General features: G+C 70.9%; 27 protein-coding genes and 3 tRNA genes. 14 read left to right on the top strand and 16 right to left on the bottom strand.

Features of this window, described 5'->3' with window-relative positions:
* Positions 1–15: 15 nt before the first annotated feature.
* The 11 genes from lysS to tilS all read right to left on the bottom strand — a co-directional run bounded on the left by lysS (position 16) and on the right by tilS (position 11,189).
* Entirely contained in the window at positions 16–1,542 is a 1,527-nt protein-coding gene (lysS, locus tag ORG17_RS00830; protein WP_301630773.1) for a lysine--tRNA ligase, read from the bottom strand.
* A gap of 514 nt (positions 1,543–2,056) precedes the next feature.
* On the bottom strand, positions 2,057–2,749 hold the full coding sequence (locus ORG17_RS00825) for a Rossmann-like and DUF2520 domain-containing protein (RefSeq protein ID WP_035809347.1): 693 nt from the start codon (positions 2,747–2,749) through the stop codon (positions 2,057–2,059).
* Complete coding sequence (locus ORG17_RS00820; protein WP_214527230.1) at positions 2,746–4,506, bottom strand: PH domain-containing protein; 1,761 nt, start codon at positions 4,504–4,506, stop codon at positions 2,746–2,748. Before ORG17_RS00820 ends, ORG17_RS00825 begins: the two co-directional genes overlap by 4 nt.
* A 9-nt stretch (positions 4,507–4,515) precedes the next feature.
* Complete coding sequence (locus ORG17_RS00815) at positions 4,516–5,037, bottom strand: PH domain-containing protein (RefSeq protein ID WP_214527232.1); 522 nt, start codon at positions 5,035–5,037, stop codon at positions 4,516–4,518.
* A 24-nt stretch (positions 5,038–5,061) separates the two neighbouring features.
* Positions 5,062–5,553 (bottom strand): DUF3180 domain-containing protein, encoded by a 492-nt coding sequence (locus ORG17_RS00810; protein ID WP_214521767.1) that lies wholly within the window; start codon positions 5,551–5,553, stop codon positions 5,062–5,064.
* A complete protein-coding gene (folK, locus tag ORG17_RS00805; RefSeq protein ID WP_214527235.1) occupies positions 5,550–6,104 on the bottom strand; it encodes a 2-amino-4-hydroxy-6-hydroxymethyldihydropteridine diphosphokinase in 555 nt (184 codons plus the stop codon). The genes ORG17_RS00810 and folK overlap by 4 nt, the downstream gene beginning before the upstream one ends.
* The gene (folB, locus tag ORG17_RS00800) at positions 6,101–6,490 is read right to left on the bottom strand and encodes a dihydroneopterin aldolase (protein ID WP_027467059.1); all 390 of its coding nucleotides are present in this window, start codon (positions 6,488–6,490) and stop codon (positions 6,101–6,103) included. Before folB ends, folK begins: the two co-directional genes overlap by 4 nt.
* On the bottom strand, positions 6,487–7,455 hold the full coding sequence (gene folP / locus ORG17_RS00795; RefSeq protein WP_173032459.1) for a dihydropteroate synthase: 969 nt from the start codon (positions 7,453–7,455) through the stop codon (positions 6,487–6,489). Before folP ends, folB begins: the two co-directional genes overlap by 4 nt.
* A 6-nt stretch (positions 7,456–7,461) precedes the next feature.
* Positions 7,462–9,450 carry an ATP-dependent zinc metalloprotease FtsH gene (gene ftsH, locus ORG17_RS00790; protein ID WP_027467057.1) on the bottom strand — a complete coding sequence of 663 codons (1,989 nt, stop codon included), beginning with the start codon at positions 9,448–9,450 and terminating at the stop codon, positions 7,462–7,464.
* 158 nt (positions 9,451–9,608) lie between these two features.
* A complete protein-coding gene (gene hpt / locus ORG17_RS00785) occupies positions 9,609–10,160 on the bottom strand; it encodes a hypoxanthine phosphoribosyltransferase (protein ID WP_017887686.1) in 552 nt (183 codons plus the stop codon).
* A gap of 9 nt (positions 10,161–10,169) precedes the next feature.
* Entirely contained in the window at positions 10,170–11,189 is a 1,020-nt protein-coding gene (gene tilS, locus ORG17_RS00780; protein WP_214527237.1) for a tRNA lysidine(34) synthetase TilS, read from the bottom strand.
* A gap of 64 nt (positions 11,190–11,253) precedes the next feature.
* On the opposite strand from tilS, the gene ORG17_RS00775 reads away from it, so the two are divergent.
* Positions 11,254–11,745: an inorganic diphosphatase gene (locus tag ORG17_RS00775; RefSeq protein ID WP_214527238.1), complete on the top strand. Its 492-nt coding sequence runs from the start codon at positions 11,254–11,256 to the stop codon at positions 11,743–11,745.
* 204 nt (positions 11,746–11,949) lie between these two features.
* Here the strand turns inward: ORG17_RS00775 and ORG17_RS00770 are convergent, their stop codons facing one another.
* Positions 11,950–13,410, bottom strand: coding sequence for a C40 family peptidase (locus tag ORG17_RS00770; protein WP_214527239.1), 1,461 nt, complete (start codon positions 13,408–13,410; stop codon positions 11,950–11,952).
* A gap of 34 nt (positions 13,411–13,444) precedes the next feature.
* Positions 13,445–14,722, bottom strand: a complete 1,278-nt coding sequence (locus tag ORG17_RS00765) for a M23 family metallopeptidase (protein ID WP_214527241.1) — start codon at positions 14,720–14,722, stop codon at positions 13,445–13,447.
* Positions 14,723–14,980: 258 nt separating this feature from the next.
* On the opposite strand from ORG17_RS00765, the gene ORG17_RS00760 reads away from it, so the two are divergent.
* The 3 genes from ORG17_RS00760 to ORG17_RS00750 all read left to right on the top strand — a co-directional run bounded on the left by ORG17_RS00760 (position 14,981) and on the right by ORG17_RS00750 (position 15,257).
* A tRNA-Glu gene (locus ORG17_RS00760) sits at positions 14,981–15,053 on the top strand.
* Between the two features lie 53 nt (positions 15,054–15,106).
* Positions 15,107–15,183 (top strand) — tRNA-Asp (locus ORG17_RS00755).
* Position 15,184: 1 nt separating this feature from the next.
* Positions 15,185–15,257, top strand: a tRNA-Phe gene (locus tag ORG17_RS00750).
* Positions 15,258–15,455: 198 nt separating this feature from the next.
* Here the strand turns inward: ORG17_RS00750 and ORG17_RS00745 are convergent.
* Entirely contained in the window at positions 15,456–16,466 is a 1,011-nt protein-coding gene (locus ORG17_RS00745) for an aldo/keto reductase family protein (RefSeq protein ID WP_214527243.1), read from the bottom strand.
* 205 nt (positions 16,467–16,671) lie between these two features.
* Here ORG17_RS00745 and ORG17_RS00740 point away from each other — a divergent pair, with 205 nt between their 5' ends.
* The gene (locus tag ORG17_RS00740) at positions 16,672–17,316 is read left to right on the top strand and encodes a hypothetical protein (RefSeq protein WP_214527244.1); all 645 of its coding nucleotides are present in this window, start codon (positions 16,672–16,674) and stop codon (positions 17,314–17,316) included.
* A gap of 58 nt (positions 17,317–17,374) precedes the next feature.
* Positions 17,375–18,367 (top strand): NAD-dependent epimerase/dehydratase family protein, encoded by a 993-nt coding sequence (locus tag ORG17_RS00735; RefSeq protein WP_214527246.1) that lies wholly within the window; start codon positions 17,375–17,377, stop codon positions 18,365–18,367.
* Positions 18,368–18,472: 105 nt separating this feature from the next.
* Here the strand turns inward: ORG17_RS00735 and rocD are convergent, their stop codons facing one another.
* Both rocD and ddaH read right to left on the bottom strand, forming a co-directional pair.
* Complete coding sequence (gene rocD / locus ORG17_RS00730) at positions 18,473–19,702, bottom strand: ornithine--oxo-acid transaminase (RefSeq protein WP_214527247.1); 1,230 nt, start codon at positions 19,700–19,702, stop codon at positions 18,473–18,475.
* Complete coding sequence (gene ddaH, locus ORG17_RS00725; protein ID WP_214527248.1) at positions 19,702–20,610, bottom strand: dimethylargininase; 909 nt, start codon at positions 20,608–20,610, stop codon at positions 19,702–19,704. Before ddaH ends, rocD begins: the two co-directional genes overlap by 1 nt.
* Positions 20,611–20,914: 304 nt before the next feature.
* On the opposite strand from ddaH, the gene ORG17_RS00720 reads away from it, so the two are divergent.
* From ORG17_RS00720 to ORG17_RS00685, 8 genes are all read left to right on the top strand, one after another.
* Positions 20,915–21,352 carry an Lrp/AsnC family transcriptional regulator gene (locus ORG17_RS00720; RefSeq protein ID WP_017887694.1) on the top strand — a complete coding sequence of 146 codons (438 nt, stop codon included), beginning with the start codon at positions 20,915–20,917 and terminating at the stop codon, positions 21,350–21,352.
* Positions 21,353–21,362: 10 nt separating this feature from the next.
* Entirely contained in the window at positions 21,363–21,758 is a 396-nt protein-coding gene (locus ORG17_RS00715) for a hypothetical protein (protein WP_214527249.1), read from the top strand.
* Positions 21,759–21,761: 3 nt separating this feature from the next.
* Complete coding sequence (locus ORG17_RS00710; protein ID WP_214522669.1) at positions 21,762–22,595, top strand: nitroreductase family protein; 834 nt, start codon at positions 21,762–21,764, stop codon at positions 22,593–22,595.
* Positions 22,592–23,353, top strand: a complete 762-nt coding sequence (locus ORG17_RS00705; protein ID WP_214527250.1) for a YqjF family protein — start codon at positions 22,592–22,594, stop codon at positions 23,351–23,353. The genes ORG17_RS00710 and ORG17_RS00705 overlap by 4 nt, the downstream gene beginning before the upstream one ends.
* Positions 23,354–23,423: 70 nt before the next feature.
* Complete coding sequence (locus ORG17_RS00700) at positions 23,424–24,419, top strand: SDR family oxidoreductase (RefSeq protein WP_214527251.1); 996 nt, start codon at positions 23,424–23,426, stop codon at positions 24,417–24,419.
* A complete protein-coding gene (locus ORG17_RS00695; RefSeq protein ID WP_214527252.1) occupies positions 24,416–24,760 on the top strand; it encodes a hypothetical protein in 345 nt (114 codons plus the stop codon). The genes ORG17_RS00700 and ORG17_RS00695 overlap by 4 nt, the downstream gene beginning before the upstream one ends.
* Before the next feature lie 33 nt (positions 24,761–24,793).
* Positions 24,794–25,336: a dihydrofolate reductase family protein gene (locus tag ORG17_RS00690; RefSeq protein ID WP_138802292.1), complete on the top strand. Its 543-nt coding sequence runs from the start codon at positions 24,794–24,796 to the stop codon at positions 25,334–25,336.
* Between the two features lie 10 nt (positions 25,337–25,346).
* Complete coding sequence (locus tag ORG17_RS00685; RefSeq protein WP_035809337.1) at positions 25,347–25,544, top strand: hypothetical protein; 198 nt, start codon at positions 25,347–25,349, stop codon at positions 25,542–25,544.

The raw sequence follows: 25,544 nt of genomic DNA, 5'->3' as shown, positions 1-25,544 counted from the left end.
CCGGTGGACCGGGAGCTATTTGACCAGCGGGAACAGGATCGTCTCGCGGATGCCCAGGCCCGTGATGGCCATGAGCAGGCGGTCGATCCCCATGCCCATGCCGCCCGACGGGGGCATCGCGTGCTCCAGGGCCCGCAGGAAGTCCTCATCGACGCGCATCGCCTCGAGGTCACCGCCGGCCGCGAGCTTCGCCTGCTCGACGAACCGCTCCCGCTGCACGACCGGGTCGACGAGCTCGGAGTACGCCGTGCCGAGCTCGAAGCCGCGGACGTACAGGTCCCACTTCTCGACGACGCCCGGACGGGTGCGGTGCTGCCGGGTGAGCGGCGAGGTGTCGACCGGGAAGTTCATCACGAAGGTCGGGCGGTCGAGCGAGTCGATGACGAAGTGCTCCCAGAGCTCCTCGACGTACTTGCCGTGCGTGGCGTGGGCGACCTCGACGCCCTCGGCCTCGGCGAGCGCCTGCAGCTCGGACAGCGGGGTCTCCGGGGTGATCTCGCGCCCCGCGGCCTCGGACAGCGAGCCGTACATGTCGATGCGGGGCCACTCGCCACCCAGGTCGTAGGTGCTGCCGTCGGGCAGGGTGACCTCGCGCGCTCCACCGGTGACCGCGCGGGTCGCGTTCTGCACGAGCTCCTGCGTCAGGTCGGCCATCTGCTCGTAGTTGCCGTACGCCTGGTAGGCCTCGACCATCGCGAACTCGGGCGAGTGCGACGAGTCGGCGCCCTCGTTCCGGAAGTTCCGGTTGATCTCGAACACCCGGTCGATACCACCGACGACGGCACGCTTCAGGAACAGCTCGGGTGCGATGCGCAGGAACAGCTCGGTGTCGAAGGCGTTCGAGTGCGTCACGAACGGTCGGGCCGAGGCGCCGCCGTGCTGGGTCTGCAGCATCGGGGTCTCGACCTCGAGGTACTCGTGCGCGGCGAAGGTCTGACGGAGCGAGGCCATCACGGCAGCGCGGGCACGCACGGTGGCGCGGGCCTCGTCGCGGACGATGAGGTCGAGGTAGCGCTGGCGGACCCGCGTCTCCTCGTTGAGCTCGTTGTGCAGGTTCGGCAGCGGCAGGATCGCCTTCGCCGCGATCGCCCAGTCGTCGACCATGATCGACAGCTCGCCGCGGCGCGAGGAGATCACCCGGCCGTGCACGAACACGTGGTCGCCCAGGTCGACGAACTCCTTCCAGCGGGCGAGGGACTCGTCGCCCACCTCGGCCAGGGAGACCATCGCCTGGATGCGCGAGCCGTCGCCCGACTGCAGGGACGCGAAGCAGAGCTTGCCGGTGTTGCGCGAGAACACCACACGACCCGCGATGCCCACGACGTCCTGGGTCTCCTCGCCGGTCTCCAGGTGCGCGTACTGCTCGCGCACGGCCGGGATCGTCGAGGTGATGGGGAGCTCGGCGGGGTACGCCTCGATGCCCGACTCCAGCAGCTTCGCCCGCTTGTCGAGCCGGACCTGTCGCTGCTCGCTGGTCTCCTGCTCGGCCAGTGCGGCGGCGTCGGCGATCGCGGTGTCGGGGGTGACGGTCTCGTCGGTCATGCGGGTGCGGCTCCGATGGTCGTGGGGGTCGGGGGAAATGCTACCCGCGCCGCGGTCCCGCCCCCGAACCGTGCCCGCCCGGCCGACAGTTCCCGCCTCCTCGGCAGAACTGAGCGGTGGGTCCCGACCACCACGGGCTGCCGGGCGGCGGGGCTGCCAGGCTGTCGGAGCCGAGACCGCGGTCACAACTCCCCGCCCGCACCACGCCCACCGGTCACGATCCGTCAGCTCGAGCACGCGCAACCGACAGGTCGTGACCACTCGGGCGAACTGAGCGGGGAGTCGTGACCACCCGGAGTCGCCGAGCTCGCCGAAACAGGAGCCGAGACCGCGGTCACAACTCCCCGCCCGCACCACGCCCACCGGTCACGATCTGTCAGCTCGAGCACGCGCAACCGACAGGTCGTGACCACTCGGGCGAACTGAGCGGGGAGTCGTGACCACTCGAGCGCCCGGCCCCGACTTCCACCCGGCCCCGACGTCCTCCCCGCGCCGCGGTCCCGCCTCCGAACCGCTAGAGCGTCGACTGCCCGTCGGCGGCGGTCAGCGCGTTGTCGACGGCGGAGCGGACGAGCGCACCGAGGACACGACCCGGGTGTTCGACGCCGATGCCGGACAGGGTGCCCGCCGACTGGTCGACGATCGCGGTCGAGAAGCTCACGGCGGCCCGCACCGCATCGGCGTACGCGGGCCGGTCGCCCTCGGCCACGACGAACGGTTCGGCGCCCATCTCGACCACGAGCGCCTGCGCGATCGGCAGGACGGGCGCCGGGGCGGTCACCGCGCAGTACGCGTCGCGCAGCCGGGACAGGTCGACGCTCGTGCCCGTGAAGGCCATGGCGGGGTGGATCGCCAGCGGGATCGCACCGGCTGCCATCGCCGGGGCGAGGATGCCGACGCCGTGGTCCGGACTGGTGTGCACGACGAGCTGCCCCGGCTGCCAGATCCCGGCGTCCGCCAGCCCCTGCACGAGCGAGGCGAGCTGGTCGTCCGGCACCGCGAGCAGCACGAGTTCGCTCCGCTCGACCAGGTCCGGCGTCGCGAGCACCGGGGCGCCCGGCAGCATGGCCTCGGCGCGGTCACGGCTCTCGTCGGACACGGCGGTCACCCCGACGACGGCGTGCTCCGCGTTCGCCAGGGCCGCTCCGAGGACGGGTCCGACCCGTCCGGCGCCGACGATGCCGACCCCGAGGCGCCCGGCCCTCATCGTGCGGCTCCGATCGGGGGGACGTCGCCCCAGCCGGCGGGGACGGCACCGGGCCGGTGGTCCGCCGTCGGTCCGGCAGGGGCTCCGGACCCGGGCACGGTGTCGGCCGCAGCGTGCCTGGCGGCCGCGGGACGGGCCTCCCGTTCGCGCCAGCGGTGCGTCGTGTCGACCGCGGCCGCCTCGACGGCACGCTGCGTCGTCTCCGACCACAGGCGCTGCGCGTCACGCGCGTCGAGCGCACCGACGCGGGCCGAGACCGGACCGGCCACGGTGTGGACGTGGACGGCTGCGAGCCGCAGGGCACGCTCGAGGGGACCCTGCTCGACCTTGACGCTCTGCACCCGGGGCAGCGGCACGATGACGAGCGACCGCCAGACGGCACCGAGCCGCAGCAGCACCGCGCCCTGCACGAACCGGTAGCCGTTGCGCCGGAACGCGAACGGACGGAGCCAGGCGCCGCGTCGTGGGGAGTGCACGAAGCCGCCACGGTCGCCCGAGGTGGTGAGGCTGTCGTCGACGACGTCCACGGCTTCGGCAGCCCCTTCGCGCAGGGCTTCCTGCGACGCCTCGGGGCCGGCGACGACGGTGCCGACGAGCCCGGGCAGGATGATGTCGAGGACCTCGCGGACGTCCGCCGTGGTGCCCACGGGCAGCACGATCGAGGACACCTGCTGGTTGCTCGACGCTCCGTTGCCGGCGCTCGTCGCACGGTTGATGCGGATGTCCCACCAGCCGAACGGACGCCACAGCAGCGGCTGGGCGACGCTGACGGCGTGGATGCGGCCGGGCGGCAGCGTCTCGTTCGACGTCGAGACCAGCCCGAAGCCGATCCGGATGCCGTCGCGGGTCTCGGCGATCGTGTACTGCAACGAACGGGAGAACTTGCGGACGTAGTAGCCACCGGCACCGAGCACGGCGGGGAACAGCCCGAACAGCACCGCGAACTCGCCGGTGAGGGCGACGCTGACGATCATGCCGGCGATGACCAGCAGCAGGAACAGCGTCGTGCCGGACAGCAGCATCGACGCGATGAGGCGACCCGGGCGCACCTTGACGATGCGGGTCGCGTGCACGGCTGCCGGGTCGAGCTCGGGCGAGAACATCTCGTCGACGCGGTCCTGCAGTGCTCCGTGCGACTGCCGCGACGGACCGCCGTGGCCGTCGTCGTCCTTCGCGCCGGACGCGAGCACCAGGATCCGCTGCCGCAGGTCGTCGGCGGCACGGGCCCCGAGGTAGGCGAGCTGCACGTTGGCGTCGTTGCCGGCCTGCGCGATCTCGAGCTTGGCGGTGCCGAACACCCGGGGCACGAGCGGCCGCTGGATGTTGATGCCCTGGATCCGGTCGAGCCGGGCCTTGCGGTGGTTCCGGAACAGCACGCCCGAGCGCACCTCGACGATCTCGCCGGTGACGCGGAACTCGTGCATGCGCCAGGACAGGTAGAACAACCCGATCAGCACCACGAGCAGCACCACGATGCCGAGCAGGACCCAGCCGACGACGCCGTGCTCGTACACGTACCGGACCGGGTCACCGTCCTCCTGCTGCTCGCCCGGGATGAAGAACTCGACGAGCTGGTCACGCAGGCTGTTCAGCACGTAGCCGAGGATGACGATGAGGAAGATCCCGCCCTTGAGCAGCGGGGTGAGCGGGTGCAGGCGGTGCCACTCGCCGTCGGTCAGGGGCGCAGCGGCGGCCGCGTTGCCCCGGGTGGGCGGCGCGGGTGGAGCGGGTGGCGGGGTGCCCGGTCGGAAGGTCACGGACGACCCCTACAGTCCGGCGCGACGGGACTCGGCGAGCTCGACGAGGCGGTCGCGCAGCTCGTCGGCGTCCGCTGCCGGGACACCCGGGATCCGGACGTTCGTCGCGGCCGCGGCGGTGACGAACTTCAGCTCGCTCATGCCGAGCACCCGGTCGAGCGGGCCCCGGGCGACGTCGACGAGCTGCATCCGGCCGTACGGGACCGCCGTGAGCCGCTGCCACATGAGGCCACGGCGCACGACCAGGTCGTCGTCGCGGAGCGCGTAGCCGATGGCCCGGACCCGTCGGGGCGTGAGCGCAGCGGTGATCGCCGTGGTGACCGCGACGACGATGCCGATGGTGAGCCACACGGTGCCGGCCCCGGAACCGAAGCCGTCGGTGACGATCCCGATGAGCACGCAGCCCGCGGTGAGCACGACACCGATCACGAGCGTGGTGATGAGTTCGGTCCACACGAGCTTCGCGGACACCCGCTGCCAGGCGATCCCACCGAGGCCGAGGCCGGGCTCGTCGAGTCGTTCACGCGGCATCGCGGGCCTCCTGGGGTTGCTCGGTCAGTTCACCGTCGTCGAACCGTTGCGGGGATCGTCACGGTCGTCGTCGTCACCCGGAGGTGCGATGCACATGCGCTCCGCCACGAGTGCGCAGACCGTCAGGACGATCCCGCCCCCGACGGCGATCACGTTCGGCAGGGTCGAGCCTAGCGAAGGCGTCGCGGAACGGGTCAGCAGGTACAGCACGAGGCCGAGGGCGAACCCGCCGAGCAGCGTCCCGCAGATGCTGGACGCCTTCGCGAGCACGACGACCCTCGTCGCGTAGAGCGGGTCGACCGGCCGCTGGCGTCCGGCGCCGTCGCGCGCGTGCCGGCGCACCGGGCGCGCCATGAGCACGACGGCGATGCCGATGAAGGCGAGCGTGATGCCGAGCGGGATCGAGAACAGGAAGGTCGGCAGCTGGCGCGACGCCAGGACGGCGTCGACCGCGAAACCGGCTACCACCGTCACGACGGCGATGCTGATCAGCGTGGAGGCACGGGTGGGCTTCATGCGCTGGTCGCGCTCCCCGCCGGCCGGGAGGCCCGTGCCGGCTCCGCGAACAGGCGCGGCTCGTCGACGCGCTCGGTGTCGTCCCCCACGGCGGTGAGCAGGTCGGCCACCGGTCCGGCACCGGGCAGGACGGCCTCGGGGTCGGCGTCGAGCCACGGGGCGAGCACGAACGCGCGCTCCGCTGCCCGGGGGTGCGGCACGACCAGGGTGTCCGTGGCGATCCGCAGGTCGTCCACCGCGACGATGTCGAGGTCGAGGGTGCGGTCGCCCCACCGGACCTCGCGCGTGCGGCCGTGGGCGTCCTCGATGCCGTGCAGGGCGTCGAGGAAGGCCTGCGGCTCGAGGTCGGTGTCGACGACCACGACGGCGTTCCGGTAGCGGGGCTTCGACGTGTCGAGGCCGTTGAGGGTCACGGCGACCGACTCGACCTCGCGGCTCGAGGCCACGGGCTCGACCCCGGGCAGGGCGGCGATCGCGGTGGCGGCGGCGCGGAGCGTGCTCCCCCGGTCGCCGAGGTTCGCTCCGAGGGCGACGACGACCCGGTGGGTCATTCTTCTTCCTCGTCCGGCACCGTGGCGCCGCGGGTGCGCCGGATGGTGATCGAGACGTCGGTGAACGGCACGGTGATCGGGGCCTGCGGCTTGTGCACCGTGACCTCGGTCGCCAGTGCGGCACGGTGGGTGAGCACGGCCGCGGCGATGCGTTCGGCCAGCGTCTCGATCAGGTCGACCGGGTCGCGTTCGATCTCGGCCACGACCTGCTCGGCGAGGACGCCGTAGTGCACGGTGGCGTCGAGGTCGTCGCTGCCCGAGGCGGCACGGGCGTCGAGCTCCACGGCGACGTCGACGACGAAGTCCTGGCCGTCCTCGCGCTCGTGGTCGAAGACGCCGTGGTGTCCGCGGGCGCGGACCCCGGTGAGTCGGATGGTGTCGTTCACGATCGAGCTGCCCTCCAGGCGTCCCAGACGTCGAGCACGGCACGGGTCGGTGCCGGGTCGTGCACGCGCACACCCCACGCGCCGCGTTCGGCGGCGAGCAGGCTGATGGCGGCGGTGGCGAGGTCGCGCTCCCTGGGTGGAGCGCCCTCGGGGCTCCCGACACCGTCGAGGAACCGCTTGCGTGAGGCGGCGACGAGCACCGGCAGACCGATCGAGGCGAAGCGCTCGTAGCCGGCCAGGATCTCCCAGTTCTGCACGCCGTGCTTGGCAAACCCGAGGCCCGGGTCGATCACGACCTGCTCCTGCCGGACACCGAGCACGATGAGTTCGGCGACCCGGAGTTCGACCTCGCGCCGGACCTCTTCGACCGCGTGGGTGTACTCGGCGTTGCGGTACATCCGGTCGCTGTGGCCGCGCCAGTGCATGACGACGAAGCCGACCCCCGTCGACGCCACGACCCGGGCCATGTCCGGGTCGGCGAGGCCGCCCGAGACGTCGTTGACGATCGCGGCACCGAGGTCGACGGCACGTTCGGCCGTCGCGGCGTTCATGGTGTCGACGCTGACCGGGATGCCCTCGGCGACGAGCTGCTGCACGACCGGCAGCACACGTTCCTGCTCGACCGGCACGGGCACGCGCTCGGAGCCGGGGCGGGTGGACTCCCCACCGACGTCGATGACGTCCGCACCGGCGGCGACGAGGTCACGTGCGTGCTGCACGGCGGCGTCGTAGGCCTGGTGCAGCCCGCCGTCGCTGAACGAGTCGGGGGTGACGTTGAGGATGCCGAGCACCCGGGTGCGTTCCTCGGCCGGGCCACCGCGGTCACGGCGACGGCCGGTCACGACCTCCGGCACCGGCTGGGGTGCACGGAGGTCGATCGCGACCGTCGCCGGTTCGGCGGCGGCGGCGCGGGCACGACTCACCTCGGCGAGTCGACGCTCTCGTCGCGTCGGCAGCTCGGTCATGCCGGCCTACGCGGGGGCGATACCCGGGTTGCCGAACGGGCGACGACGGGTCTTCGAGGTCGACTCGGAGTCCGACGGGTCCGCTGCGGTCGAGGCGGCCTTGCCGGGCACGTCGATCGCGGGCAGGTTGCTGACCGGGCGCTTGTCGCTGGAGAGCCACTGCGGGCGCTCCGGCAGCTTGCGGACGTCCTTGAAGATCTCCACGAGCTCCGGGGCGTCGAGCGTCTCCTTCTCGAGGAGCTCGCCGGCCAGGCGGTCGAGGATGTCGCGGTTGTCGTTGAGCACCTGGTAGGCCTCGTCGTGCGCGGCCTCGAGCAGGGCGCGGGTCTCGGCGTCGACCGTCTGGGCGATGGTCTCCGAGTAGTCGCGACCGGTGCCACCGCTCATGTCACGGCCGACGAACGGCTCGCTCGAGCCGGACCCGAGCTTGACGGACCCGACGGCCTGGCTCATGCCGTACTCGGTGACCATCTTGCGGGCGGTGCCGGTGGCCTTCTCGATGTCGTTCGAGGCGCCGGTGGTCGGGTCGTGGAACACGATCTCCTCGGCGACGCGACCACCCATGGCGTAGGTGAGCTGGTCGAGGAGCTCGTTGCGGGTGACCGAGTACTTGTCCTCGAGCGGGAGCACCATCGTGTAGCCGAGGGCACGGCCGCGGGGCAGGATCGTGATCTTCGTGACCGGGTCGGTGTGCCGCATCGCCGCTGCCGCCAGGGCGTGGCCGCCCTCGTGGTACGCGGTGATCAGGCGTTCCTGGTCGGACATGATCCGGGTCCGGCGCTGCGGGCCGGCCATCACGCGGTCGACGGCCTCGTCGAGGGCACGGTTGTCGATGAGCTGCGCGTTCGAGCGGGCGGTCAGCAGGGCCGCCTCGTTCAGGACGTTCGCCAGGTCGGCACCGGTGAAGCCCGGCGTCTTGCGGGCGAGCAGCTCGAGGTCGACGCTCGCGGCGAGCGGCTTGCCCTTCGCGTGCACCTCGAGGATCTGCTTGCGGCCGGCGAGACCCGGAGCGTCGACGCCGATCTGGCGGTCGAAACGGCCGGGGCGCAGGAGCGCGGGGTCGAGCACGTCGGGACGGTTCGTCGCGGCGATGAGGATGACGTTCGTCTTGCCGTCGAAGCCGTCCATCTCGACGAGGAGCTGGTTCAGCGTCTGCTCGCGCTCGTCGTTGCCACCGCCGATGCCGGCACCACGGTGACGACCGACGGCGTCGATCTCGTCGATGAAGACGATGGCCGGCGAGTTCGCCTTGGCCTGCTCGAAGAGGTCACGGACACGGCTCGCACCGACACCGACGAACATCTCGACGAAGTCCGAACCGGAGATCGAGTAGAACGGCACGCCGGCTTCACCCGCGACGGCGCGGGCGAGCAGGGTCTTGCCGGTTCCGGGAGGGCCGTAGAGCAGCACGCCCTTCGGGATCTTCGCCCCGACGGCCTGGAACTTCGCGGGCTCCTTGAGGAACTCCTTGATCTCGTGCAGTTCCTCGATCGCCTCGTCGGCACCCGCGACGTCGGCGAACGACACCTGCGGGTTCTCCTTGTTGTTGATCTTGGCCTTCGACTTGCCGAACTGCATGACCTTCGAGCCGCCGCCCTGGGCGCTCGAGAGCAGGAACCAGAACAGGGCACCGATGATCAGGAACGGCAGCAGGATGCCGAGCAGCGACAGGAACCAGTTGCCCTGGGCGACACGGTCGTTGTAGCCGTCGGGCAGGTTGGCGTCGTTGACCGCCTGCACCACTTCTTCGCCGCGGGGCGTGGAGTAGTAGAACTGCTCCTGCTTGTCGCCGTCCTTCAGGACGAGGTCGACCCGCTGCTCGGTGGAGTTGATGGTCGCGGACGAGACCTTGTCATCGGAGAGCTGCTCGAGACCCTTCTGGGTGTCGATCTCTTGCGTGCTGCCCTGGCTGATGACGCTCCAGCCGATGAAGATGCCCGCCAGCGCGATCAGCACGTAGAGGTACGGGCCGCGGAAGATGCGCTTGAAGTTCATGTGATCCGGGCGCGAGTGCCCGACACCTTTCTCTGCCGAAGTTGCGTGCAGGTCAGCATACGGCCGCGATTCTGTGGCGAGAATGGGTGTCCTCTGCGGGCGAACTCACCCCCGGGCCAGAGTCGGCCGAGTGCGGCCCGAGCGCGGCGGGCCGCCCGTCAGGAGTAGACGTGCGGAGCGAGGACGCCGACGCCGCGCAGGTTGCGGTAGCGCTCGTCGTAGTCCAGGCCGTAGCCGACCACGAAGGCGTCGGGGATGTCGAAGCCCACGTACTTCACGTCGACCTCGACCTTGGCGGCCTCGGGCTTGCGCAGCAGGGCGACGATCTCGACGCTCGCGGCACCGCGGGACTGCAGGTTCTGCTTGAGCCACGACAGGGTCAGACCGGAGTCGATGATGTCCTCGACGATCAGGACGTCACGGCCGTGCAGGTCGGTGTCGAGGTCCTTGAGGATCCGCACCACACCGGAGGACTTCGTGCCGGAGCCGTACGACGACACCGCCATCCAGTCCATCCGCGCCTGCATCTTGAGGTGGCGCGAGAAGTCCGCCATCACCATGACGGCACCCTTGAGCACCCCGACGAGCAGCGGGTCACGGCCCGCGTAGTCGGCGTCGACGACCGCCGCGAGCTCGGCGAGCTTCTCGTCGATCTGCTCGGGGGTGAAGAGCACTTCGGACAGGTCTGCCTGGACGTCGGAGAGTTCCACCACGCCAGCCTAACCGGCGCTGAACTCGATGCGGTCGCCGGTCCGCGTGGCACGGACGCCCGGCAGGTCGATCGGGCCCTGTCCGCTCCAGTCCGTGACCAGCCGGCAGACCTCGAGCGTCTGCACGCGCGACAGCGTCACCCCGAACTCGCTCTCCACCGCCAGGCGCACGAGTCGCTGCCGGAGCGCCGGCGGGTTCGCCCCGAGCGCCCGCACCGACAGCGAGATGCCCGCCTCGGAGTGCTCGGCGATGTCCTCGGCGATCTCCTCGGCGAAGTGGTCGAGGGCCGCGGAGTCCTCGCGCAGCTGGTCGGCCGTGCGGGCCAGGGCCTCGGGCACCCCGGCACCGAGCTCCCGTTCGAGCACCGGCAGCAGGGTGTTCCGCACCCGCACCCGTGCGTACGCGGGGTCGTCGTTCTGCGGGTCGTGCCACGGCGCGAGCCCCGCTGCGGCGCACGCCTGCCGGGTCGCGTGGCGCCGGACCGACAGGAGCGGCCGGCCGTACGCCGGGCCGCCGTCGCGTCGGGCGAGCGGCTGCATGCCGGACAGGCTGTCCGGCCCGCTGCCGCGCAGCAGGCCGAGCAGCACCGTCTCGGCCTGGTCGTCCAGGGTGTGGCCCAGCAGCACCAGCGGTGACCCGGTGGCGGCCGCGACCTCGGCGATCGACGCGTGGCGGGCCTCCCGGGCGGCGCCTTCCGGGCCACCGTCGGAGCCGACCGCGACCCTGCGGACCGTCACCGGGTCGAGTCCCAGCTCGGATGCCTGCCGGGAGGCGCGGCTCGCGACCGCCTCGGAGCCCGCCTGGAGCGCGTGGTCGACGACCACCGCCCCGGCCCGCAGACCCTGCTTGCCCGCTTCGAACGCGGTGGCCGCCGCCAGGGCGAGGGAGTCCGGTCCGCCGCTCAGTGCGACGAGGACCAGGTCGCCTGCGGCGACCACGCCGTCGTCGACGGCTGCGGCGAGCAGGTCGCGGACCGCCAGGCGGGTCTCGGCGACGGCGGGGTCGAGCCGGGGACGCGGAGAGTTCACCCGGTAACGTTAGCCGCGCTTTCGCAACACACGACAGTCCCCGAAGCAGACACAGGAGCGCAACATGGCCGCGTACGACGTCGTCGTCGAGATCCCCAAGGGCAGCCGCAACAAGTACGAGGTGGACCACGAGACCGGTCGCGTCTACCTCGACCGCGTGCTGTTCACCTCGTTCGTCTACCCCACCGACTACGGGTTCTTCGAGAAGACCCTGGCCGACGACGGTGACCCCGTGGACGCGCTGCTGCTGCTCGAGTTCCCGACGTTCCCCGGCGTCGGCGTCAAGGTCCGCCCCGTCGGCGTCTTCAAGATGAGCGACGAGGCCGGCATCGACGAGAAGGTCCTCGTCGTCCCCGCCAAGGACCCGCGCTGGGCACACATCCAGGACATCTCGGACGTGCCGGAGCAGACGAAGGCCGAGATCGCGCACTTCTTCGAGCGCTACAAGGACCTCGAGCCGAACAAGTGGGTCAAGGCCGAGGGCTGGGGCGACGCCGCCGAGGCCGAGCGCATCGTGCAGGCCGGTCAGGCCGCGTACGTGCCCGGCTCGCACTGACGATCCCCTGACGACGAACGGCGCCCGCTCTCCTTCCGGAGGGCGGGCGCCGTTCTGTGTGCGTGGTGGGCTGCTGTCGCGCGGGGCGGGGCGGGGCGTACCGGGTGGAAACGGGCGTACCTGGTGCGTTGATCCGTGCAGGTACGCCCGATCTCGCTGGGTACCGCAGCCGCTCTGGGAAAGAACGGGCACACCGGGAGCGGGCTACAGGGAACCGCTCGGGCGGGCGACGTAGGGCATGAGCTGGTTCGGCAGCCAGATGGCGCGCTCGACGACGCCGACGCCGGGGCGCGCCGCCTCGACCATGGTGCCGTAGCTCGTCACGATCGAGTCGTGGTACGCCCCCGAGGCGGTGCCGTTCGACGAGTAGAACAGGATGTCGCCGGGCTGGCGCTGGGACAGCGGGACGAGGCGACCGATCGACTTGAAGTAGTTGTACTGCCAGACGACGTTGTGCCCACCGGTCGCGATGCCCTGCGAGCTGTAGGCCATCATCACGAGGCCGGAGCAGTCCCAGGTGGTCGGGCCGGCGCCGCCGAGGACGTACGCCTCGCCGAGCTGCCCTCGGGCGTAGGAGATCGCGCCGGCGGCCTTCGAGGGGCTGCTCGGGGCCGGTGCGGGGGCGGGTGCCGGAGCAGGGGCCGGGGCGGGAGCAGGGGCGGGTGCCGGCTTGCTCGGCGTGCTGGGAGTGCTCGGCTTGCTCGGGGTGCTCGGCTTCGCGGGGGTACCGGGGTTCGACGGGGTGCTCGGCTTGGACGGCGTGCTCGGGACGGCCGGAGTGGAGGTCCCGCCACCGGTGCTGCCGGTGCCGCCCGTGTTGCCGGTGTTGCCGGTGTCGCTGCCGCTCGTGCCCCCGCCGGTGGCGTTCCCGGTACCGGCGTCGCCCGTCTGCTTGGCGATGGCGGCCGCGGCGGCCTTCGCCTGCTGCGCGCTCCAGTACGCGGTCTCCGTCGCGACGCTCGTGCCCTTCAGGTACGCGAGCTGGCGCAGGACCTCGGCCTGCTGGTCCTGTTCCTTCTGCACCCGCGCCTGGGCGCCTGCGGCCGCGTCGTTGGCCGTCGCGAAGGTGGTCTTCGTCGCCTCGGTCGCCTTGCTCAGGGCCTTCTCGGCGGCGGACTGCTGGGCCGCCAGGGACTCGACGGTCTTCTGGTCGGCGCGTGCCTCGGCCAGGACGGTCGCGGAGCGCTCGGACAGGTGCGACATCGTGCCGACGCGGTAGAGCAGGTCCTTCGAGTCCGACGAGTCCATGAGCATCGTCGTCGACAGGTCACCGCCGCCCGTGCGGGACAGCTCGACCACGAGCCCGGCGACCTGGCCGGCCGAGTCGTCCGCCCGGTCCTTCGCATGCTTCGACTGCGCGGACAGGTCGGCGAGGGTGTCCTCGGCCTCCTGCTGCTGCGACGCCGCCAGGGCGTACGCCTGTCCGGCCTGCTGCTCGGCGACACCGGCCTGGTCGGCGGCGTCCTGCAGCGTGCCGAGCCGGTCGCTCAGCTCGTCGACCGTCTGCTGGGCGTCGGCCGCGTCGGACTTGGCGGCCTTGACGTCGTCCCAGGACGGACCCGAGGGCGCGGCCTGGGCCGGTCCGGCGATGACGACCGACAGGCCGATGCCGAGCACGGCGATGGTCGCGATCCCGCAGGAGAACGAGCGAGCGGAGGTGGTCATGACGTGGAAGGACTCGTTCCGGTGGCGCTGATGCTCATACCGAGATCCCCCGCGCTGCCATGAAGGGGACCGGGTCGACGGCAGCGCCGTTGACCCGGGTCTCGAAGTGGAGGTGGCACCCGGTCGACCATCCGGTCGAGCCGATCTTGGCGATCTGCTGTCCCGCGGTGACGTGCTGGCCGGCGGTGACCATGATCCCGCCGTCGACGACGTGGCCGTACGCGGTGGAGATGCCGCCGCCGTTGTCGAGGATGACCTCGTTGCCGTACCCGCCACCGTTGCCGGCGAAGGTGACGGTGCCGTCGTGTGCCGCGTAGATCGGGGCGTAGCAGGCCGGGGCCAGGTCGACGCCGGCGTGCAGGGCGCTGACGTGCGTGTAGGGGTCGACGCGGTAGCCGTAGGGACTGGTCTGGTACCCGCCGGCGGGTCGGACCCAGCCGGACGCGTTCGCGGTGCCGCCGCCCGTGCCGCCCTGGCTGGTCGCCGCCGCCTTGGCCGCTGCCTTCGCTGCGGCTGCGGCGAGGCGAGCCTGGCGGGCCTTCTCGGCGGCGACGCCCTTGCGGTAGTCAGCCTCGACGCCGCGCTGCTTCGAGGTGAGCGCGGTCAGCTGCGCCTCGAGCCGGGACTGGTTGTCGTTCTGGGCGTCCACCGCGGTCTGTGCGGCGTCGGCGGCGCCCTGTGCCTGCTGCATCTTCGACTGTGCGGCGTCGGCGAGGTCGCCCAGGGCTGCTTTTGCAGTGTCCGCCTTGTCGGCCTGGGCCTGGGCGGTGCCGCGGTCCTGCGAGGCCTGCGAGTAGATGCCGTCGGCCTGCTCGCTGAGCTTGGACATGGCACCGAGCTCGTAGAGCAGGTCACCGGAGTCCGAAGGGTGCGTGAGGATGTCGGTCGTCACGTCGTTGGCGCTGGCCCGACCGAGCTGCGCGGCGAGCTGACCGGCCTGCGCTTCGGACCGCGCTGCGGTCTGCTCGGCCTCGTCGGCCTGGGACTGCAGCGACTTCTGCTTGAGCGTCGCCTCGTCGTACTTGCTCTGCGCCGCCTGGTACGCCTCGCCCGCGGCCTGGGCTGTCTTCTGCTTGGCAGCCGCCTCGCTCTTCAGCGACGAGATGAGCGACTTGATCTCGCTGACCTTGGCCTGCTGGGCGCTGGTCGACGACTTCGCCTGCTGCACCTCGTCCCAGCTGGGGTAGCTCGCAGCGCTGGCGGACGACGTCGGGGCAAGGGCCGCGAGCGTGCCGGCCGTGAGCGCGACGGCGACCGCGGCGGCGATCAGGCGGCTGCGGGTGCGGAGGGAGAAGGGAGTGGAGGTCGACATGTATCTCGATTTCGTTACAGCGCGGCAAGGCTCACGCACGTAACACTGTTAACAGGTGCAACAGTAACAACACGGGTCGCAGGCTCGACAGCCCCTCGGACGAGGGGTGCGGCCGCCGACGATGCTCGCACCGACAGCATCGGAGACCCGTGCGCTGACGCCGCGACACGCCGGGGATGCACGGTTGACGGGGTCGGATTTGTGAAACCCGGGGGGCATCCGTATGCTTGTCCATCGGTAGCGCGATGCACTGCTTGCGGCCCTATCGTTTAGTGGCCTAGGACACCGCCCTTTCACGGCGGCAGCACGGGTTCGAATCCCGTTGGGGTCACTCCTTGAGTGAGCGAGCAAGTAGAACTGAACAACACCACAGCAATTCAATATGGCCCTGTAGCGCAGCTGGTTAGCGTGCCGCCCTGTCACGGCGGAGGTCGCGGGTTCAAGTCCCGTCAGGGTCGCCACGGCTGGATAGCTCAGTTGGTAGAGCGTTCGACTGAAAATCGAAAGGTCCACGGATCGATGCCGTGTCCAGCCACCGGTGAAGGCCCCCTGCTTCGGCAGGGGGCCTTTTCCGTTGTCTGAGCGGCGTGGCGTCGGTCGCCGCGCACAACCGGAGTCACCCCGAACCACGCAGCAGCGCAGTTCGGGGTGACTCCGGTTGTGCGGCTCGCGTTCGCGCCGGGTCGCCGACGGCCTGGAGGCGCGGGTCGCCTCCGCACGTCGGCTTCGGCGGCTAGGCCTCGCGCGTCTTCGGGCTGCTGTCGTTCGTCTTCGCGGGGTCGCGCTCGACCACGGCGCCCAGGGCATCGTCGATCCGCGACATGAGCTCCGCGGGGATCGTGACGCCGGCAGCGCCCGCGTTGTCGTGCACCTGCTCCGGACGCGAGGCCCCGATGATCGCGCTCGCGACGTTGTCGTTCTGCAGGACCCAAGCGACGGCGAGCTGCGCCATCGACAGGTTGAGCTCGTCGGCAACCGGCTGCAGCTCCTGCACCGAGGACAGCACCTCGTCGCGCATGAACCGCTTGATCATGTCCGCGCCGCCCTTGTCGTCGGTCGCGCGGGAGCCCTCGGGCAGCGGCTGACCCGGCTTGTACTTGCCGGTGAGCACCCCCTGGGCGATCGGGGACCAGACGATCTGCGAGATGCCAAGTTCCTTCGAGGTGGGGACGACCTCGTCCTCGATGACCTGCCACAGCGCCGAGTACTGCGGCTGGTTCGAGATGAGCTGGAAGCCGAGGTCCTTCGCGAGCGCAGCACCCGCACGCAGCTGGTCCGCGGTCCACTCGCTGACGCCGACGTACAGGACCTTGCCCTGGCGCACGATGTCCGCGAAGGCCTGCATCGTCTCTTCGAGCGGGGTCTCGTGGTCGTAGCGGTGTGCCTGGTACAGGTCGACGTAGTCCGTCTGCAACCGCTGCAGCGAGCCGTCGATCGACTCGAGGATGTGCTTGCGGGACAGCCCGGTGTCGTTGTGGCCCTTCGGACCGGTCGGCCCGAACACCTTCGTGGCGATCTCGAGGGACTGGCGCCGCTCCCCCTTGAGCGCTTCGCCGAGGACCGTCTCCGCGCCGGTGTTGGCGTAGACGTCGGCGGTGTCGAACGTCGAGATGCCGACCTCGAGGGCGGCCTTGACGCAGGCGATCGCCGCGTCGTTCTCGACCTGGGATGCGTGGGTGAGCCAGTTGCCGTAGGTGATCTCGGAGACCTTGAGGCCCGAGTTGCCGAGGTAGCGGTACTCCATGTGCGTGTCACTCCTGTCGTGGGGCGCGTCGGTGCGACCCGAACCGTGACGGTAGTCGCGTCGCCCCCAGGAGCACTCGGCCTGCGAGTGCACACCTGTACGCTGATGTTTCAGAGACGATCGGAAAAGACGAAACCCCGGCGATGTGGCCTGAGCCAGGGATCGTTCCGGGGTCTTCGTGAACAACGGTAGCAGGCGAGGCGGGATGCAGGAAGACGAGCTCGAGCGGCTCATCACAGCCGAACGGCTCCGTTCGTACGCAGGGCGGACCGGGTCGTCGACTGAAGCACTGCGGCTCTACGAGTGGAACATGCGAGCCGCGGCGGCGGTCATGGAGCTCACCGGCGTCGTCGAGGTGTTCGCTCGCAATGCGCTCGACCGTGAACTCTGCGCGTGGGCATCGAGCCGCGCCGGGCCACCCTGGTTCGACATGGCACCACTCGACAGCCGCGGGCGTGCCGACCTCGCCAAGGCACGGGCACGGGCGAGTCGAGAAGGTCGTCGTCCCGAAGTGCACGGACGGGTCATCGCGGAACTCAGCTTCGGGTTCTGGCGGTACCTCGTGGAATCGCGTTACCACACGTCGCTCTGGGTTCCTGGCCTGCATCGAGCCTTTCCGCACGGGCCGGACAACCTGCGGATCCGACGGAGCGAGGTGGCGCGACGGCTCCAGCAGCTGCACTTCGTGCGGAACCGCGCCGCGCACCACGAACCCATCCACGCGCGGAACCTGCAGCGGGACCACGACTTCGCACTCGAACTGCTCAGCTGGATCAGTCCACACGCGGCATCCTGGGCTGAGGGCACCACGTCGATCGAAGCCGTGCTCCGTGCCCGCCCCGACGGGTAGGTGCAGGATCGAAAGGGTTGCGGCACGGAGCGGTGCCGCCGGAAGCGAGGGAGCATCCATGACCGGAGCGAGCGTGTTGTTCATCGGCGGGAGCGGCGTCATCAGCGCCGCCTGCGTCCGGGAAGCCGTCGAGCAGGGGTTCGACGTCACCGTGCTCAACCGGGGGACCACCGGGGGCAGGCCGATCCCGGAGGGTGTGACGCGCCTCCAGGCCGACGTGTCGGACCGCAGCGCACTGGCGGACGCACTCGGCGACCAGCGCTTCGACGTGGTCGTGAACTGGATCGCCTTCACGCCGGACCAGGTGCAGGCCGACGTCGACTTCTTCGCCGGGCGGACGCGGCAGTACGTGTTCATCAGCTCGGCCTCGGCGTACCAGACGCCGGCGACGCACCTGCCGATCACGGAGTCGACGCCGCTGAAGAACCCGTACTGGCAGTACTCGCGCGACAAGATCGCGTGCGAGGAGCTGCTGATGCAGGCGTACCGGGAGCAGGACTTCCCGGTGACGATCGTGCGGCCGTCGCACACCTACGACGAGACGAAGCTGCCGCTGACCGGCGGCTGGACCGCGGTCGCTCGGATGCGCGCCGGCAAGCCGGTCATCATCACCGGCGACGGCACCTCGCTGTGGACCCTGACGCACAGCCGCGACTTCGCGGTCGGGTTCACGGGGCTGCTCGACCGGGCCGAGGCGATCGGTGAGCCCTTCACGATCACGAGCGACGAGGCGCCGACGTGGAACGCCATCGCGCAGGAGATCGCGGCGGCGGCCGGAGTCGAGGACCTGCGGATCGTGCACGTGCCGGCGGATGCCATCGCCGCCGCGGACGCTGAGTGGGGCGCGGCGCTGCTCGGCGACAAGGCGAACAGCTCGGTGTTCGACAACAGCAAGGTCCGGTCGCTCGTGCCGTGGTACCGGCCGCGCACCACCTACCGGCAGGGTGTGCGCGAGGTCATCGCCTGGTACGAGGCACACCCCGAGGAGCAGGTCGTCGACGAGCGGCTCGATGCCCTGATGGACGAGCTGGCGGCGCGCTGGGCCGTGTGAGCCGCACTGGTTGGCGCGTCGGCGCACGCAAGACACCGGTGTTCGCGCTCCGCACCGCGGGATGCGGGGGTTCAACGCGCGAACACCGGTGTCTTGCGGATCAGGTCAGGCGCGCGCCGTCAGGACGTCGGCCAGGGTTCCGATCGCGAAGCGCACCTCGTCGTCGGTGACGACCAGGGGCGGCGCGAAGCGGATCGTCGACCCCTGGGTGTCCTTCACCAGGAGCCCGCGGTCGGCGAGGTCCTTCGAGATCTCCTTGCCGGTGCCGAGCGCGGGGTCGATGTCGATCCCCGCCCAGAGTCCGGCCACGCGGTGCGAGACGACACCCTTGCCGAGCAGGTCGTCGAGCAGGCCGCGCAACAGCGGTTCGCCGTCGAGGGCCCGCTGCTGGAACGTGCCCTCTCCGAGCATCGCCACGACCTCGGCGCCGACGGCCGCGGCGAGCGGGTTGCCGCCGAAGGTGGACCCGTGCTCGCCGGGGCGCAGGACGCCGAGGACCGCAGCCGAACCGACGACCGCCGACACCGGCACGATGCCGCCACCCAGTGCCTTGCCGAGCGTGATGAGGTCGGGGCGGACCCCGACGCGCTGCACCGCGAGCGTGTGTCCGGTGCGACCGAGGCCGGACTGGATCTCGTCGGCGATGAACAGCGCACCGAACTCGTCGCAGACCGCGCGGACGTCAGGAAGGTAGGACTCCGGCGGGATGACCACGCCGCCCTCGCCCTGGATCGGCTCGAGCAGCACGGCGACGACGGTCTCGTCCATCGCCTCGCGCAGGGCCGCAGCGTCGCCGTACGGCACCGTGCGGAACCCCGGCGTGAACGGCCCGAAGTCATCGTGGGCCGAGGGGTCGTCCGAGAACGAGATGATCGTGGTGGTGCGGCCGTGGAAGTTCCCGGACGCGACGATGATCGTCGCCCGCTCGGCCGGCACGCCCTTGACGCGGTAGCCCCAGGCGCGGGACACCTTGATCGCGGACTCGACGGCCTCGGCACCGGTGTTCATCGGCAGGACCATCTCGGTCTCCGTCAACGCCGCCAGTGCTGCGGCGAACGGCCCGAGCTGGTCGTTCACGAACGCGCGGCTCGTGAGCGTCACGCGGTCGAGCTGCGCCCGTGCGGCGTCGAGCAGCCGCGGGTTGCCGTGGCCGAAGTTCACCGCCGAGTACGCGGCGAGGCCGTCCAGGTACTGCTTGCCGTCGACGTCGGTGACGGTCGCTCCGGCACCCGACGCGATGACGACGGGCAGCGGGCTGTAGTTGTGCGCGAGGGCGCGGTCCTCGACGGCGAGCGCCGCCGCGGTGTTGACCCCGAGCGACGCTGCCGCCGACATCAGCTGACCCCGAGCGAACGCGCGACCGAGGTGCCGGTGCCGACCGGGTGCAGGTCGAGGGTGCAGCACTTCACGCCGCCACCACCGAGCAGCAGCTCGGACAGGTCGACGCCGATCGGGTTGTAGCCCTTCTCGCGCAGCTGCTCGGCGAACCGGACAGCCCGGGCGGCGATCACGACGTTGTACCCGTCGGAGTACGAGTTCAGACCGAGGATCGCGGCGTCTTCTTCGGTGGCGATGATCGCGTCGGGGAAGCGCTCGCGCAGGATCGCCAGCGACGGCTCGTCGAAGGCGCTCTCCAGGTACGCGATGTTGCTCGTCCCGTCGACGGAGGGCTCGGGGTCGAGCACGGCGATCGCGGTGTCGAGGTGGTAGAAGCTCAGGTTGATGAGCTTGAGGGTGACGACCTCGCGGCCGTAGATCTTCGCGAGCTCGTCGTGCGAAGTGCTGTCCGACCGGAAGCCGGTGCCGGCGAAGATGGTGTCCCCGATGAGCAGGAAGTCACCCTCGCCCTCGTTGGTCTGCTCCGGCTCGGCGACGGTCAGACCGGCCTGACGGAACCAGTCCATGTACGCGGGGCCCTCGGGCTGGCGCTCGGGGTACTGGAACTTCGCGCCGTACGCGATGCCGTCGAGGACGAACCCGCCGTTGGCCGCGTAGACCATGTCCGGCAGGCCGTCGATCGGGTCGATGTACGAGATGTCGAAGCCGAGCTGCTCGTAGACGGCGACGAGCGACTCCCACTGCTCGACGGCCTTCGACGTGTCGGTCGGCTCCTCCGGGTGCATCCACGGGTTGATCCGGTAGCTCACGGTGTAGAAGTCCGGCTTGCACATCAGGATCGTGCGCTTGGTGGCGACACGGGCCGGGGTGGCGACGGACTCGGGGGCGGGTGCGGTGTTCGACATCAGTCCTCCTGGAAGGGACCGGGGCCCGAGCCTGCCAGGAACCGAAACGGAACGAGGAGAAGAGCTCCGGTGAGATGCAGGCTCACTCACCGCAGCGGACCAGGTCGACGCCGAGTCGATCCTTCCACAGACTCACCGCAGCGGAACAGTGACACTCAAGCATCGACGCCACTCAGAAGCCTGGCATGAACCGTCCGACGAGTGCAGTCCCCCGCCTGCGGGACCGTGACACCCGTTCGGGTGACGCACGTTTCGTGCGCGAGACCCACCAGCCTCGCAACAAGTCCGCGTACGATGGGGACAAATGGATACGCTCGACCACCGCATCCTGGATCAGCTCCGGGACAACGCCCGCGCCGGCTACGGCGACATCGGGTCGGTGGTCGGACTCTCGGCCTCGGCCGTCAAGCGCCGCGTCGACCGGCTGGTCGGTGACGGCGTCATCCAGGGCTTCACGATCAAGGTCGACCCCGCCGTCGAGGATCGCGGCACCGAGGCCTGGGTCGAGCTCTACTGCCGCGGCACCGTCTCGCCCGACGAGCTGCGTGCCCTGCTCGACACCGTCCCCGAGGTCATCGACGCCGGCACGGTCACCGGCAGCGCCGACGCCGTCGTGCACATGCGCTCGAAGGACCTGTCCGCGCTCGAGGAGGCGCTCGACAAGGTCCGCCTCGCACCCCAGGTCGACCACACCCGCTCCGCGATCGTGCTCTCCAAGCTCGTCAGTCGAGAGACCGCGTAACGTCCCACGCATGGGACGGAAGACGGTCTGGAGGCGCGGCTCGGCACCCACGGGATCGCGCCCGGCCCGGCAGCTGGTCACCGCTGCGAGCGTCGCCTACGTCGCGAACTGCCTGTGGGGCACCGCGGTCGCCGTGCGGCTGATCCGCACGAAGAAGCTCCGCGTCGTGCACCACGGCCTGTTCGTCGTGACCGCGACCCTGACCGGCGTCGCCGCGACGACCCCCGCGTGGACGCGCGACCGGACCGCACTGTTCCTGCTGCCGGCACTCGTGCCCCTGGCGGTCGCTCCACGCACGAACCCGCGCTCCGGAGCACACTGCTCCGGAGCACACTGGAGGGTCGCGGTCGCCGCCGCACCGTCCTACCTGGGGGCCGTGCTCGCACGCAGGCGATCAGAGAGGTGAGCAGTGGAGCTGTTCGAGGCCATCCGACGACGACGCACGACGAACGGGCCGTTCCTGCCCGATCCGGTGTCGGACGAGCACCAGCGGCTGCTCATGGAGCTCGCCGGCCGGGCGCCGTCGCAGCTCAACAGCCAGCCGTGGCGCTTCGTGCTGATCGAGGAACGCCAGACGATCGACCGCGTCGCCGAGATCAGCGGCAGCTCGATGACCCGCACCATGGCCGAGGGCACGTTCTTCGAGCGGTACAAGCCGTACTTCCGGTTCTCCAAGGCCGAGATGGACCAGCGACGCGACGGCATGCTGTTCGACAAGCTCCCCGGGCCGCTGCGGCCGTTCACGAAGCAGGTGTTCACGAAGCGCGGGCAGCTGCTCATGAACACGCTCCGGGTGCCGCAGACCCTGGGTGAGGAGAACCGGAAGCTCGTCGCCGGGTCACCGCTGCTGCTCGGCGTGATGCTCGACCGCCACGAGTACCGGAAGGAGGAGCTCTCCGGCTTCTACTCCGTGTTCAGCATGGGCGCGGCGATGGAGAACATCTGGCTCGCGACGACCGAGCTCGGTCTGGGGATCCAGTTCGTGTCCTTCCCGATGGAGACCCCCGGCGCGTGGGAGGAGATCGAGGGACTGCTCCGCGTGCCCGAGTCGCTCGAGCTGATGGCCGTCTACCGGATCGGGTACCTGCCCCCGGAACGACGACGGCCGGCCATCGACTGGACGTCGAGCGAGCGGAAGCGTCCCTCGCAGTACGTGTTCCGCGGCACCTGCGAAACCCCGCAGCAGGGGTGGGACGACGCACCCGTCGCAGCCCACATCGAACCGGAGGCGACCACATCGTGACCGACACCCGACCCACCCAGAGCGCCCCGGGCCTCCAGGCCGTCGCCCCCGGCCTGCCGGGCCGCCCCTGGATCTCGCAGGACTGGCTCGACGTCGTCTTCGTGCACTGGCGCGTCGACGTGTCGGCGGTGGCCCCGCTGCTGCCGGCCGGCACGCGGCCCGACACGATGGCGCTCGACGGCACCGACGACGGGGTGACCACCTGGGTGGGCCTCATCGCGTTCCGGTTCGAGGACACCCGGTTCCCGCCGTTCTCGACCGGGAGCATCGGCGACTTCGTCGAGCTGAACGTCCGCGTCTACACGGTCGACGAACAGGGGCAGCGCGGGGTGGTGTTCCTGTCGCTCGACGCCGGCAAGCTCCTGCCGACCATCGGCGCACGCGTCGCGACCGGACTGCCGTACCGGTGGGCGGTCGCGGAGTCGCGCAGCGGTGACGGCCGCGTGGGGTACGCGATGCGGCGGCACGGCACCCACCTGCGGTCGATGCTCGACGTCCGTGTGGGCGAGGTGCTCGACGAGCCGGGGCCCCTCGAGACGTTCCTGACGGCGCGGTGGGGCATGCACGTGCACCGGGCCGGACGGACGCGGTTCTGGCCGAACGAGCACGAGTCGTGGCCGTTGCACCGGGCATCGGTGGTGTCGCTGCGGGACGACCTGGTCGGGGCGGCCGGGCTGCCCTTCGGGCTGACCGAGCTCGAGCCGGACTCGGTGCTCTACTCGCCGGGGGTCACGACGCGGTTCGGTCGGGGGCGCTGAGGCACGGCTGCTGCCGCTTCGGGGGACAGCGGCTGAGTGGTGCACGGCCGGCCGCAGGTACAAGGGAGCCATGACTCGAGTGGCAGTGGTGACCGGTGGATCCGCAGGACTGGGACGGGCGACCGTCCGGGAGCTCGCCGCACGGGGGTGGGACGTGGCCGTCCTGGCCCGCGGGCAGGAGGGCGTCGACGCCGCCGTCGCCGAGGTCGAGGCAGCCGGACGACGCGGGCTGGCCCTGGTCGCCGACGTCTCCGACCGCGACGCCGTCGAGGCCGCGGCCGACCGGGTCGAGCGGGAGCTCGGCCCGATCGACCTGTGGGTGAACGGCGTGATGGTCGGGGTGTTCGGGAAGTTCCTCGACACCGCCCCGGAGGACTTCGAGCGGGCGCTGCACGTGACCTACCTCGGCTTCGTGAACGGCACCCGGTCGGCGCTGTCGCGGATGGTCCCCCGCGGTCGTGGGCACGTGATCCAGGTCGGTTCGGCGCTCGGGTTCCGCGGGATCCCGCTGCAGGCCGCGTACTGCGGCGCGAAGCACGCGATCGTCGGGTTCACCGAGTCCGTCGTCTCCGAGCTGCGCGAACAGGGCAGCAAGGTCAAGGTGTCCCGCGTGGACATGCCGGCCCTCAACACGATCCAGTTCCAGTGGGTGAAGTCGAAGCTGCCGCACCACCCGCAGCCGGTCGCCCCGATCTACCAGCCCGAGGTCGGGGCCCGCGCCATCGCCGCCGTGGCCGAACGACCGCGCAGCCGCACCTGGGTGGGCGAGTCGACGGTCTACACGATCCTCGGCAACCGGATCAGCGGACGCTTCGCCGACTGGTACGCCGCCAAGACCCTGGTCGACGGGCAGCAGGCACCGGACAAGGACGGCCTCGAGATGCGGGACAACCTGTACGAGCCGGTTCCGGGCGACCACGGTGCGCACGGGGTCTTCGACGAGTCAGCGCATGCCTGGTCACCGCAGACCTGGTGGGTGGAGCACCGCCGGGTCGGCAACGGCATCATCGGGGCGGTGCTCAGCGCGGCCGGTGCCGCTGCACTCGTCGCGGGACGCCGACGATGAGCCGCCGGTCGTCCGCCGGTAACGGGGCAGCCGTCGTCGAGCTGGCCCGTGCCGGGCTCGGCCTGTGGCACCTGAGCCGTGCGGCCCGAGGGTCGGACCAGGCCGTGCTGCACGGCGTGCTCGGGGTCCGACAGCTCGCACAGGCTGCGCTCGTCGCGCGAGCTGGTTCCGGCAACGCGCACACCCTGAGCGCCGTCGTGGACGCCCTGCACGGCGCGACGATGGTGCCGTTGGCCGTCGCCGATCCCCGTCGACGCCGGTTCGCGCTCGACCAGTTCTGGGTCGCCGCGGTGCTCGCGGTCGCCGAGGCAACGGTCGTCGGTCGCGGCGGTCGTCGCTGACTCCTGTCGGGGGTGCTCGGTAGCGTCCCTGGCATGAGCACGATCTACTCCGTCGCGTCCTCGCTGGACGGCTTCGTCGCTGCGCCCGACGACGACCTCGACTGGCTGCTGCAGTTCGGGTTCGAGCCGTTCCAGGAGCACCACGACCGGTTCTTCGCCGGCGTCGGGGCGATCGCGATGGGGTCGACGACGTACGAGTGGCTGCTCGAGCACGACGACACGTGGGCGTACCCGGACCTGGCGACGTGGGTGTTCACGACCCGAGACCTGCCGGTGCCCGACGGCGTCGACGTGCGTTTCGTCTCGGGCGAGGTTGGCGACCACCAGGCCGACCTCGAGCGCGAGGCCGCCGGGCGTGACGTCTGGGTCGTCGGCGGCGGACTGCTCGCGGCGCAGTACCAGCAGGCGGGCATCCTCGACGAGCTGCGGGTCACCGTGATGCCGGTCGCACTCGGCGGCGGAGCTCCCCTGCTGCCGGTCGCCGCACCGACCCCGGTGTTCGAGCTCGTCGGCACCACGCAGTTCGACGGCGGGGCGGTCGAGCTCCACTACCGTTCCGCAGCAACCGCGGCGTAGCGTCCGGAGCATGAGCGACAACGAGCAGACCGAGCCCGTCATGGACGGTGCCACCGATGCCACGAACCACGAGAAGCTGCAGGGCCTGATCGAGCAGGTCGACCACGACCACGCCGGTGAGGGCGCCGGCGCGATGGCGGACCACCTGCGCGACCGCATGGACGAGACCGGCGTCGAGGACGAAGACGCGGGTGACGCCGAGGACTGA

Source organism: Curtobacterium flaccumfaciens pv. betae, from assembly GCF_026241855.1.
GTDB lineage: Bacteria > Actinomycetota > Actinomycetes > Actinomycetales > Microbacteriaceae > Curtobacterium > Curtobacterium flaccumfaciens.
This window is presented reverse-complemented; position numbering and strand designations above follow the sequence as displayed.